The sequence below is a fragment of the uncultured Winogradskyella sp. genome (genome assembly GCF_947498005.1).
In the GTDB taxonomy this organism is placed as follows: Bacteria; Bacteroidota; Bacteroidia; order Flavobacteriales; family Flavobacteriaceae; genus Winogradskyella.
This window is the reverse complement of record NZ_CANMIW010000006.1, coordinates 142,179-153,557: the sequence shown is the minus strand read 5'-3', so window position 1 is coordinate 153,557 and position 11,379 is coordinate 142,179. Positions and strand designations below refer to the sequence as shown.

The window sequence follows — 11,379 nt, the reverse complement described above, 5'->3', positions numbered from 1 at the left end:
TTTTTAAGGTTTTTTAAATAATTTACTTACTTTTGATATAACAGTAGTTAAAGCGTATGTTGTCCCTTTTGTTGTCCCCTTTTTTAATATATCATAATTTATGAGTAAAGCTATTCATTCCACCTCTGGAACTATTAAGTATCGATTAAAAGATGTTAAATCTAAGACGGAAACTTCTATAATTTTAGATTATAGTTTTGGAAGAAATAATCGTTTAAAGTTTGCTACAGGATATAAGGTTGCTCCAAAAAACTGGGATAAGTCTAATCAAAGAATAAGAGCTGTATCTACTTTGAAGAATAGAGAAACCGTGAATAATGACTTATTGAGGTATTCTTCTGATTTTGCCTATCAGGTTTCAAAATTGACTGAATTAGAAAAACAAAATAGAAATGTATTAAAAGGTTTATTAGAAAAAATTATTAGAGACTCTGATGAAGTTAAAAAGCCCATAGCATCATTTTTTGAATATGCTGATGATTTTATAGAATCTAAAGAGAATCAAGCTAAAAATATTGGTGCTGTTAAATTGAGTCCTATAACGGTAAGGTCATACAAACAGACAGTTAATAGATTGAAAGAATTCAATAAAAAGATGAAATATAATTTGGATTTTGACTCAATAGATCTAAAATTTTATTATACTTTTTTGCAATATTTAGAAGAGAATAATTACTCAATAAATACTATTGGTAAACATATAAAAAACTTGATTACTATTTTAAATAGAGCTTCTGAAGATGGTCTCAATACTAACTTTAAATTTAGGCATAACGAGTTTAAAGCGGTGTCAGAAGAAGCGGTTTCAATATATCTTACTGAAACTGAGATTGATTCCCTTTATGATGCAAATTTGTCAAAAACAAAAGATTGGGAACTGGCTCGAGATATATTTTTGATTGGGTATTATACTGGTCAGAGAGTTTCAGATTATAACGGCATTACAGAAGACCAATTGAAGACATTTGGAGGTAAATATGTTTTTGAGTTCAAACAAAAAAAGACATCAAAAAAAGTTTATGTTCCAATTCATCCTCGGATTAAATCGATATTAGACAAAAGATATGGGGGTGGACTCCCCAGAAAATTTAATGCCCCAGATATAAATGAATATATAAAAGAAGCAGGCAGAATTGCAGGAATTAATGAGCCAGTTTCAGTTCAAAGGACTAAAGGAGGTAGGAAAATAACGGAGACCATCCCGAAGTATAGTTTAATTGTGTCCCATACTGCCAGACGCTCGTTTTGTACCAATGCATACTTGTCTAAAATGCCGACAATCGATATTATGGCAATAAGTGGTCATTCAACGGAACGCGAATTTTATAAATATATTAAAGTTACACCACAAGAGCGTGCAGTAAAAATTGCTGATAGTGCTTTCTTCAAAAACTAAAAATTACTTTACTTAATGAATTACAAAGATGTATTTGCAATTGATAGTATTGCTTATAATAAGAGAGAAACAAAAAGAAACAAAGATGAGGCTATTTATCAACTCAACAATTATAACTATTATGAACCTAAACTAGATGATGATTTTTATTTAAAATATTTTACTCATCAATTATTGCTGGTTACAGATATAATGGAATTAGAGGAGTTTCTTGAGTATCATTATAATAATTGTAATCATAATGAAAATTATGTTCAACTACTTGATCTTAAGGTTTTGCCTAAGATTGAAGAATTAATCGAGAATGCTCAGGTTAATCTTGGCGGCAGAGGTTATTTTGAAGAAAATATTCTTGATGATGGTTTTGTTGAGACTGAAGGGGTTATTAAAAATTGGAATTATGATTACCCTTACATGTTACATTATGTTGCTGCTATGAATTTACAAAAGGACTTAGTTAAACGGTTTAGTATTATTTTGGGTTTTTTAAAGGATTTAGATAGTAGTTCTGAGAAGCAGAGCGGATTAATTTGGAAGGGTAAACCTTCTCATTTGGCTTTTTTTATAGCTCAATTTATTCAAGAAGGTTATATTGACCCTCCTAGAAAGCGCGATGGGGATATTAATAATCAAGAACTTTCGAAAATTATACTTAACTCCTTTAAAGTAGAGCCTATGAGGCCATCTATTGAAACTTTGAAAAAATATTGTAACACGGATTCTGAGAGATATGTTAAACTAAAGGAAAGGTTCAGTAAAAGTGAATTTCACTTACCTAATTCGAAAATAATGGAGTAGGTACTTGTACGTTGCGGTACGTAAAAAAATAATCTTTGAGAGTAGTTTTGTTATAGAAACGTATCAAATATTATTAAATGAAGTCAACACAACTACATTTTTTTCAAACAACTCCAGAGGAGCTTACAGACAATATCTTGATAGGTGTTGATAGTAAGTTAAAAGAGTTTTTTAACAAATACAATCCATCTTCAAAAGACGAAACTGAACTTTTAACTGTTGAGGAAACAATAGAGTTTTTAAAATGCTCCAAACAAGCACTTTGGAACTGGCGAAAAAATGGTATTCTCCCAAGCTATCGCCTAGGTAATCGCGTCTATTATAAAAAGTCGGATATATTATCAAAACTAGTAAAACAATAACGTTATGACTGGATTTGTATTAATGCACCGAGATATATTAGAATGGGAGTGGTATCAATCTCCAAATGTTGCTAGGCTTTATATCCATTTATTGCTAAAAGCAAACTTTAAGGATAAAAGGTGGCAAGGACATAGAGTTAGACGAGGTCAATTGATTTGTTCATCTAATCGATTAGCTACTGAATTAATGATTTCAATTCAATCAGTTAGAACAGCTCTTTCTAAATTGAAAGAAAGTGGCTATATAAATGTTTCATCAACAAACAAATTTACCCTTATAACTATCGTAAATTATGATAAAACTCAATCATCTGATTCTAATTCTAACAAATCAAGCAACATTCTAATAACAAACCAAAAACAATTGAGTAACACTCGAATAACAACAACTAAAGAAAGTAATAAGGATTATAAGATTAATAAAGAAACAATAGAGGTTAGAAGTATTAGTTTCAAAAAACAAGTTTTTGAACACTCTAATTATGATATTCAATTATTAAATAGTTTTTATGAATATTGGAGTGAGCAGAATAAGAGTAAGTCTAAAATGAGATTTGAAAAAGATGAGTTCTTTAATATTAAAAAACGACTAGCAAAATGGGAGGCTAACGAAAAACCTAAATTTATAAATGATAAGAAGGAGTCGAATTTATTAACAAATAGGTAAATAATGAGAACAAATAAGACATCGCAAATAGGAGATTTTTTACAACAACAAAATTATCTAAATAAGGAGTTTGATTTTCAAGCGGGATTTAGACAGACTGAACATGATAATCCTTTAAGTGGATTTACAAAATCTGAATTATGGAATATGTTTAAAAACACATTTTATTCTATGTATGGTAAATCACTTCAGTATGATGATACTATAATTGAGAATTTAAAAATACTTTTTTTCTATTTTTTAAGAGATAATAAATTTTTTGAATGTGAAAATTTATTCAGTGATAGTTCAAAACCATCTTTTAAAAAAGGATTGCTTATTGTAGGAGGTTTTGGATTAGGTAAAACAGATTATTTCAAAGTATTTGAGTCGGTTTTTAGACACCATCCAGTATTCAAATTCAAATTTTATTCGTCAATGGAATTAGTTAGGAATTTTGAAAAATGTGTAAATCAAAATGATAAATTAGAATTTTATAAATGTGTTAAAAGAAAACTAATTTTTATTGACGATGTAAATTCTGAACGTGAAGGTAGTAATTATGGTAAAGTTGAAGTAATCCCCGAAATATTATCAATTAGATATGATAATAAGTTGAAAACCTATATGACTGCTAATTATACTAATGCTGAAAATTGTGTAAATCAAACTTTAATAGATTTGGGGAAACGTTATGGGTCTAGAATCTATGATAGATTTTTTGAAATGTTCAATATTATAGAGTTTAAAGGAAAAAGTTTTAGAATATAGAAAACGTTAAATAACAATTTATTTAACGGATTATAAATTAAAAAAGAAGGAAAACATGCCTAAAACAAGAATTTGCAAGCATTGTGGACTACAATTCGAGTCACGAAGAAGTAATCATTTATACTGTGAACCTAGTTGCAGAACTAAAGCTAGTTATAAAAGAAATAACTACAAATATGTTCCTGGACATTATCAGAAAGGAGATACTAAAGATGAAGTACAATTAAATAATAAATCCTTAGTTTCAAAAAGAAATCATAGTTTTAACTCGGCTTCCATCACTAATGTGGCAATTGGCACTGCGGCTGCTGATACCGCTGTGTTTGCGGCTAAGAAAATATTTGCTCCTAATATGCTTCCAGCTACTAAAGGAGACATAAAATCATTAAGAGAATTAATACTTGGTAAATATCTTTTAATCAAAAATTTACCTCAAAACAGAAATGGTGAATTTCCGTATTTTGATATTGAAAATAAAAAAATAGTTTATTTAAAATAAGAATGAATATATATAGTTTTAACCAAAACTCTTTAATAAAACACCGGCCTGTAAATAAAACTTCCCAGTCTTATAATTCTTCAGTTTTTTAAAATTAAGATTAATGATTTCACCAAACTTAGTATTTTGTTCTAACTGGTTAATAAGGGTAATTATAGCATTATAGTCTCCTTCTAAAGTAAATTGGTAAGTGTTTATTGTTAAATCGTTTTTAGCAATTTTATGAGGCTCTACAAAATCAACTACCTTTAATTTGTTGGCTTTTGCATAGGTGTTAATAGTTTTGAGCATGCTATTTTGCATAGAGCTTTCACCCAATTGATATTTTGTTAATAAAGAATCGTAGTATTTTTCACGTTGTTTCAGTGATGAGAGTTGTTGAGGCATATTATCAAAAACTACAGCTTCTTGTTTAAGCGTTTTGTATTCACTTTTCAATTGAATGGTGTTAGCAATAGCATATTTATAGGCTATAATTACTGTAAACAAAAAGCCTACAATGAGGATTATATTTTTAGTCTTCTGTGTCATCTCGCATATTGAGTTTTATAGTAAAGGTAGATGATGATTTTGTATGGTCTTCAAAACTTAATATTTCAACGGATTGTATCCATTTAATATCTTCGAGCTGAGAGATCCATTGTGAAAATTCAATACTATTATTGGATTGACCAGAAATGAGGATTTGATTTTTGTGGTTTTCAATAGCTTTGTGCGCTTTGATTTTTTTGAGTAAGGGTTGGTAGTTTAACTCTTTTAATAAAAGAGATTCAGGTAAGGTGTTAATTATAACATCGACAAAGAAAGAACTTTTAGAGGCGTTGCTCTTTAAAACATCATCGACCATCTTCTCCATTTTTTGTACTTTTTCATTAAGACTTACCATATTAGCTTTAGAAGATTCTAATATTTGTTCAGTTTCACGCAAGGCGTTGACTTCATTGTAATAATGATTAAAAAAAAGAAAGTTTAAAAGCAAAATGATGAATAAACTACTCAAACCGATTTTTAGAAATTGACTAGTAAATTGTTTCTGTTTAAAAGCTTCGTTTAATTGAGTTTTAGTAGCGCTAAAATTGGTTTGAATTTGTTCTCCTTTTAGAACCAAATTTATTACAGCTGCGAAGCCTAAAACATTATTATTCTTAATGTCGAGACCATTAATGTTGTAAGTTGTTTCTTTTGCTTCACGTACTAATGATATATCCGCAATTTGGGAATTTTGAATAGAAATTAAACTATTTGAGGTGTTTATCTCATCATTAGCAACGAAACCAAGGATAGAAGAACAGATTAAACTTCCTAAAGTAAAGTCTATAACTGTAATTTGTTTAGAAGCGTAGTCTTTTAATAATTCATCCACGTAAGATTTTCTACAAATAGAAACAAAATGATTTGTGTCTTGACTTACGCTTTCAAAATAGAAATCTTCAATTTTAATATTTGGGAACGCTAAATGTGCCAATTTTGAGGCGTCATATGTCTTACCTTGAATTTTCTTTGTTAATACAGAATCTGTATTAATGACTAGAATAATAGGTTTTCCTTTTGGAATATTTGTTTTGAGTGTTTTAAAATCAGAAGTTTCAAAGCTCCTTTCAATATCTAGTAGCTTTTTTTTCTTTTTTAAAACAATGCCATAGTATTTGTTTTCACCATTTACTTGTGTCTGTTCAACACTATAAAAGCGATTCCCATATTTTAAAAATGAATTTAAATCTTGAGTCATTAATAGATGACGGTTGGTTTAATAAATACAGTTAGTTTAGACTTGCTACCTTCTCTTACACGTTGACTGAATAGCCATTTAATAATTGGTATTCTTGCTAAAAATGGAACTCCTGAACCAGAATTACTAGTATAGTTTTCTTCTAAACCACCTAGAACAGCTATATCTTGGTCTTTCATTCTAACTACAGATGAAAAATCACGAGAGTTTATGTCTGGTGGTGCATCTTCCGCAATTCTTTGTCCAAAATTAGACTGAATAACATTTATGTTTAGAATTACTTCTTTGTTTCCTGTTACAAATGGTTTAATTTCTAATCCTAATTTAGCTTCAATAGGGAAGTAATTTCTAGTTTCAGTGGTTAGTGGGTTATCCGAGCCAATTGTATTTGTTTGTACAATGGCATAATATGAGGTTTGTCCATTAGAAAAGGATGCTCTATGGCCATTTAAAGTGGCCAATTTAGGTGTTGATTTTATTTTTAAATCTCCATTAGTTTCCATGGCTTTAACTGTTGCAAAAAAATTGGGTACCACTTTACCGAAATTAAAAACGGATGCACTGCTAAATCCACTAATAATATTATTTATTGTTTCTGAGCCAAGTGTTAAGTCAGTACTCGGGAATAAATTGCCTTGCGTAGTTGTCGGTTCATTACCTAATCCCCAAGCAACACCAGCTTCTATGGTATTCGATGTTTGTGCTTCCACTATCATAACCTCAATAAGGATTACTGGGATTGCTTTATCTATGCTTTTTATAAATTTTTTAAAAAGTTCTATTTCTGTACCTGTACCTGTAGCATAAATGCTATTTAATTCTACATCTATTTTAAAGTCTATATTACCTATAATCTCTTGAGGGACTAAATCCATAATGGTTTTAGAGCTCTCGCTTCTATCATAGGAAGACGAATTCGTTTGTCTTTGATTATTATAATTATTAGAGCCTAAATTATTATTGTTGAATGCGTTATTGTTTGAGTAGGTCTGTGCAGCTGTTTGATAGTTATTAACCATATCATTCCCAGCCGATGTAAGGTTAGAGTCAGCCATCATATTTACTGACCTATGTTCAAGAGTGATAATTTCTACTTTCCTAACACTAAGTTGTTTTTCCGTTCCGAAAAAGTAAATATTATCCTCTTTCTTAAAGGTGTATTTGTCAATTATAGCATTTTTACTTGTCCTTTGGTTATGATTAGATGTAGTTGTGTGATTGGAAGTATTTGAGTCTTGTGGCTCAAATATTTTAATAAGTAAATCGTCAAAACTAATCGAATCTGTTTTTATGGTAACATTACCTGCATTATCTAACGGAGAAGCCATAAACATGTTAACATCTAGAGCGTTACCAATATCTGTTACAATTTTTTTAATAGAGGTATTTTTAAAATTTACCTCAAGTTGCTGATTAATGGAATCTATAACAATGAAATTTAGATTAGAGTTTAAACGATTACTCAATCTATTATTTTGTTCGTTAGATTTGTTGGAAATCACTTTATCAAAAACGTAAAAATTATCTTTCGTCTTAGTTAATACTAAATTATTTGTCAAAGCCATTTTATCCATGGCATTATCGAAATTAGTGGGTTTTATATAAGCGGTTAGTTCTAAGTTTTCCATTCCAGGAGCATACAAAAGATTTTTTGCAGTTTTATCCATAATCTCTATAAAAACATCGTAAAGTCTACTTTTGTTAATGTCAATTGATACAATTTCATTGGTTGGGTTGTAATCAATTTGAATTGGATAAACATCAGGTACCATAATTTCTTCATATGGTTTTATAGATAAAATGTTCTTAGTAAACTCAATAGTAAGACTGTATTCTTTGCATAAGAACAATAACATGTCTGATACAATTACATTTGAGAAATTATTTTTAATTTTAATAGTAGAAAGTTCAGGAGAAATATTAATATTCACTTTATGTATATCAGAAACGGCTAGTAAAAAATTAGGCAAAGAGACATCATTTAAAGCAATAGTCGCATCAATATATTCTGAAAACCCCTTGTTTTCTGATGATATTAATTCTATTTGATTTTCAATTACAGATAAACGCTGATTATTTTGCGCATAGCCACAAGCCGTGAATAATATAATCAGTAATAATTTTAATAATAACTTCATCTATTTTGTTTAATTGTTATTGAATCAGGAGAGGATAAACCTCCTCAACTGATGTGATACCATTTTTAACTAGAGCAATGGCATTTGATTTTAAACTTGCAATTTCTTCTTCTATCAAGTAGGTATCTATTTCAAGTTGGTTGTTTTTAATATAATTTACCAGCGTTTTTGTAATTGGTATAATTTCATAAATGGCTTTTCGTCCTATGTATCCAGTATGGTAACAGGTATTACAGCCAACCGCTACAAATTGCGAATTTAAGCTTTCAGGAATTTCAAATTGTTCTGGAAAATCAAAGCTATTTATTGGTTGTTCTGTTTTGCAATTTGAACATAGTTTTCTAACTAATCGTTGGGCAACACTAACATTTAAGGTATTCGCAATTAAAAAAGGTGGAATATCCATATCAATTAACCTAGAAATAGTTGCCCATGCTGAATTCGTGTGAATTGTAGATAAAACCAAATGACCAGTTAAGGCAGCTCTGATGGCCATATTAGCCGTTTTAGCATCTCTAATCTCACCAACCATAATCACATCAGGATCTTGTCTTAAAAATGTACGTAAAGTGCTAGAGAAATCTAGACCAATATTTTCTTTAAGTTGTACTTGGTTAATGCCTTCTAAGGTATATTCTATTGGGTCTTCTATAGTAAGGATGTTGGTTTTTTCATCATTCAAAAGTTTTAAAGTCGCATAGAGTGTGGTTGTTTTTCCTGAACCAGTTGGTCCTGAAATAAGGACTATCCCATTCGGTTTTTTTATAGATTCCTTATACGCATGTAGTTCTTTTTCTGTAAATCCTAAATCGCTTATTTCAATATGGTCAGTATCTTTACTTAGAATTCGTAATACCATTTTTTCTCCATGTAAGGTGGGTAAAGACGACACTCTAATATCAAATTCTTCTGTCGTCGTTTTTATAGTAATGCGGCCATCTTGAGGTAAACGTTTCTCTGAAATATCTAAACCAGCCTTAATCTTTAGCTTGTTTATTATAATCGGATACTGGTCTTGCTCTACGATAAAATACTCTTTTAACTTACCATCAAGTCTTAATCTTACACGACATTTTTCTTCATAAATTTCAAAATGAATATCACTACTACCTATGTGCTTGGCAGTAGATAATAGCTTTTCTAAAAAATCATTTGAATAATTAAAATGTTCTGAATGGCTTTGATTTCTTTTTCTATAATTTGAAGCAAGGTATTGTCTAATATTCTCTTCAGATTCTGGAATTAAATTTATTTGTTTACCTAGTATTATTTGTAATTCTTGCTTTAGGTCTAAAGAGGTGTCAAAAGACTTAAAAGAATAAATTTCTTTTGCGTCATCGATAGGTATAATACCATACTGATACGCCTGCTCACTACTTATAAGTTGGGATAAATGAACTGGTATTTTAAAATCTTCTTTTATCATATTTAAATCGCGTATAAAGAAGATGTGATACCTGTCCAAGAAGATAAGTAAACAAAGGCGAAAAACAAGCTAATGTAACCAGCTAGTGGAACGGTTTTAAGCTTTGAAAATTGTTTTATTAATAAGTGTGTAGTCAAGGAGAATATTAAAGCAAAAACAAATATGATTAAAAACGAAACCGTTGAAAACGAAAAAATAAGACAAATAAAAAGTAAGACATCACCTAGGCCAAATACTTCACGAAACTTTGATTTTAATTTAAGTTTAGCGTATAAAAATAAAGTGAACAGTAATATGAGAATGAATATAAAATTCATACTCACCGAAGTGAAAAATAATACTGGCATTGTTTCTGAATAGAACAAAATTCCGCTGCATGCTCCAAGCATTGGAAATAGAAACCAATATACTTGACGTTCCATTATATCTTGATTAAAAATCAAGATTAGAATTCCTATTAATATAATTTTAAGTAAGAGCATCAATCTTTTATAATTTGTTTAGGTGTTCCGTTTTCATTTATTTCCCAAACATTATAAATTCCATCGCCATCAAAATCTGTTATGGCCGCAGCTCTAGCAATAAAATTAGTACTGCCGGCGCTTAGTATTTCATAGGTATAATTACTGGTTCCATTTTCTTTAATGGTTTTTGGAGCTTCAAAGTCTAGTTCGTATAGGTCAGTAGTATATTTAGAATATAAGTATCGATGAGATGTTTGGCTATTGTAAATGTATTTCAGTTGCATTTGGGCTTCAATACTTTTAGCTTTTACAACAAGTGGCATTAAATTGGGTAATGCTATGAGCATAAAAACACCAATAATAAGAAGAACGATGAGAACTTCTTGTAAGCTAAAGGCTTCTGTTTTTAATCTATTGTTTGTTTTCATAATGTTATTATATAAATCCAAGTTGTTCGGCTTTTATAAGTAAATGCATGTCGTCTCCATTTTCAACATTAAACAGTTCTTTTAAGTTTCTTTTTCTTAATTCTATTGCGCTTTTAGAAAGCGGAATAATATCAAACAAATGTTTCATTTTTGCGCCTTTAGATAATTGATATAGTAATTGACGGTCTATTTTATCTAACGTGAAGTCGTTAATCACGTGTCTACGCATTAACTTTATAACTGCCTTACTATAATATGGAATTTCTATAAGTACAGATTTAAAAGCTTCTATTAATATTGAAAAGTCGATTTCACTTTTTATTAAAAACCCGTCAGGATTAATAGCTTTCAAAATACTGTTTAGTCTGTAATTATTATTGTGAGAAGTAATAACCATAATTTTGACTTTAGGGAAAGTGTTTATAAGCTCAATTCCTAAATCTTCACCACACAAGATTTTTTTGTCTTTAGATGCAGGTATGTTAATATCTAAAAGGACTAGGTCAAAGGGTGTTTTGTTAATGGCTTTATTAATTTCTATTAAAGCACTATCACTATTATTGACCGATTTGATTCTAAAATCGAATTGTCCATTATTCTCGCTTATGTAATTAAATGCAGCTATAAACATTGTAATTGTCAAAGGCTCATCTTCAATTATAAGGATATTAATAGGTTTGTTCATATAAAATACGCTTAAGTGTTTTGGGTTATTCTTAAGA

At 29.7% G+C, this 11,379-nt stretch carries 12 protein-coding genes; 6 read left to right on the top strand and 6 right to left on the bottom strand.

What is annotated here, in order from left to right; genetic code table 11:
• The first annotated feature begins 100 nt into the window (after positions 1 to 100).
• The 6 genes from Q0891_RS12230 to Q0891_RS12205 all read left to right on the top strand — a co-directional run bounded on the left by Q0891_RS12230 (position 101) and on the right by Q0891_RS12205 (position 4,472).
• A complete protein-coding gene (locus Q0891_RS12230; protein WP_299101986.1) occupies positions 101 to 1,396 on the top strand; it encodes a site-specific integrase in 1,296 nt (431 codons plus the stop codon).
• A gap of 15 nt (positions 1,397 to 1,411) precedes the next feature.
• On the top strand, positions 1,412 to 2,194 hold the full coding sequence (locus Q0891_RS12225; RefSeq protein ID WP_299101984.1) for a hypothetical protein: 783 nt from the start codon (positions 1,412 to 1,414) through the stop codon (positions 2,192 to 2,194).
• 77 nt (positions 2,195 to 2,271) lie between these two features.
• Positions 2,272 to 2,556: a helix-turn-helix domain-containing protein gene (locus tag Q0891_RS12220; RefSeq protein WP_299101982.1), complete on the top strand. Its 285-nt coding sequence runs from the start codon at positions 2,272 to 2,274 to the stop codon at positions 2,554 to 2,556.
• A gap of 4 nt (positions 2,557 to 2,560) precedes the next feature.
• Positions 2,561 to 3,223: a hypothetical protein gene (locus Q0891_RS12215; protein WP_299101980.1), complete on the top strand. Its 663-nt coding sequence runs from the start codon at positions 2,561 to 2,563 to the stop codon at positions 3,221 to 3,223.
• A gap of 3 nt (positions 3,224 to 3,226) precedes the next feature.
• A complete protein-coding gene (locus Q0891_RS12210; RefSeq protein ID WP_299101978.1) occupies positions 3,227 to 3,973 on the top strand; it encodes a hypothetical protein in 747 nt (248 codons plus the stop codon).
• A gap of 55 nt (positions 3,974 to 4,028) precedes the next feature.
• On the top strand, positions 4,029 to 4,472 hold the full coding sequence (locus tag Q0891_RS12205) for a hypothetical protein (RefSeq protein ID WP_299101976.1): 444 nt from the start codon (positions 4,029 to 4,031) through the stop codon (positions 4,470 to 4,472).
• A gap of 18 nt (positions 4,473 to 4,490) precedes the next feature.
• On the opposite strand, the gene pilO is transcribed toward Q0891_RS12205, so the two are convergent.
• The 6 genes from pilO to Q0891_RS12175 form a co-directional block, all read right to left on the bottom strand.
• Positions 4,491 to 5,003, bottom strand: a complete 513-nt coding sequence (gene pilO / locus Q0891_RS12200) for a type 4a pilus biogenesis protein PilO (protein WP_299101974.1) — start codon at positions 5,001 to 5,003, stop codon at positions 4,491 to 4,493.
• Positions 4,987 to 6,201: a hypothetical protein gene (locus tag Q0891_RS12195; RefSeq protein ID WP_299101972.1), complete on the bottom strand. Its 1,215-nt coding sequence runs from the start codon at positions 6,199 to 6,201 to the stop codon at positions 4,987 to 4,989. The genes pilO and Q0891_RS12195 overlap by 17 nt, the downstream gene beginning before the upstream one ends.
• Positions 6,201 to 8,339 (bottom strand): general secretion pathway protein GspD, encoded by a 2,139-nt coding sequence (locus tag Q0891_RS12190; RefSeq protein ID WP_299101969.1) that lies wholly within the window; start codon positions 8,337 to 8,339, stop codon positions 6,201 to 6,203. Before Q0891_RS12190 ends, Q0891_RS12195 begins: the two co-directional genes overlap by 1 nt.
• A 16-nt stretch (positions 8,340 to 8,355) precedes the next feature.
• Positions 8,356 to 9,765 carry a GspE/PulE family protein gene (locus tag Q0891_RS12185; protein ID WP_299101967.1) on the bottom strand — a complete coding sequence of 470 codons (1,410 nt, stop codon included), beginning with the start codon at positions 9,763 to 9,765 and terminating at the stop codon, positions 8,356 to 8,358.
• Positions 9,766 to 10,246: 481 nt separating this feature from the next.
• Entirely contained in the window at positions 10,247 to 10,657 is a 411-nt protein-coding gene (locus tag Q0891_RS12180) for a type IV pilin protein (RefSeq protein ID WP_299101964.1), read from the bottom strand.
• Between the two features lie 7 nt (positions 10,658 to 10,664).
• Positions 10,665 to 11,342: a DNA-binding response regulator gene (locus Q0891_RS12175; RefSeq protein ID WP_299101962.1), complete on the bottom strand. Its 678-nt coding sequence runs from the start codon at positions 11,340 to 11,342 to the stop codon at positions 10,665 to 10,667.
• Between the last annotated feature and the right edge of the window lie 37 nt (positions 11,343 to 11,379).

Bases quoted from the DNA above. Each gene is read 5' to 3' on its own strand.
- Q0891_RS12230 (WP_299101986.1), top strand. From the start codon at position 101: ATGAGTAAAGCTATTCATTCCACCTCTGGAACTATTAAGTATCGATTA.
- Q0891_RS12225 (WP_299101984.1), top strand. From the start codon at position 1,412: ATGAATTACAAAGATGTATTTGCAATTGATAGTATTGCTTATAATAAG.
- Q0891_RS12220 (WP_299101982.1), top strand. From the start codon at position 2,272: ATGAAGTCAACACAACTACATTTTTTTCAAACAACTCCAGAGGAGCTT.
- Q0891_RS12215 (WP_299101980.1), top strand. From the start codon at position 2,561: ATGACTGGATTTGTATTAATGCACCGAGATATATTAGAATGGGAGTGG.
- Q0891_RS12210 (WP_299101978.1), top strand. From the start codon at position 3,227: ATGAGAACAAATAAGACATCGCAAATAGGAGATTTTTTACAACAACAA.
- Q0891_RS12205 (WP_299101976.1), top strand. From the start codon at position 4,029: ATGCCTAAAACAAGAATTTGCAAGCATTGTGGACTACAATTCGAGTCA.
- pilO (WP_299101974.1), bottom strand. From the start codon at position 5,003: ATGACACAGAAGACTAAAAATATAATCCTCATTGTAGGCTTTTTGTTT.
- Q0891_RS12195 (WP_299101972.1), bottom strand. From the start codon at position 6,201: ATGACTCAAGATTTAAATTCATTTTTAAAATATGGGAATCGCTTTTAT.
- Q0891_RS12190 (WP_299101969.1), bottom strand. From the start codon at position 8,339: ATGAAGTTATTATTAAAATTATTACTGATTATATTATTCACGGCTTGT.
- Q0891_RS12185 (WP_299101967.1), bottom strand. From the start codon at position 9,765: ATGATAAAAGAAGATTTTAAAATACCAGTTCATTTATCCCAACTTATA.
- Q0891_RS12180 (WP_299101964.1), bottom strand. From the start codon at position 10,657: ATGAAAACAAACAATAGATTAAAAACAGAAGCCTTTAGCTTACAAGAA.
- Q0891_RS12175 (WP_299101962.1), bottom strand. From the start codon at position 11,342: ATGAACAAACCTATTAATATCCTTATAATTGAAGATGAGCCTTTGACA.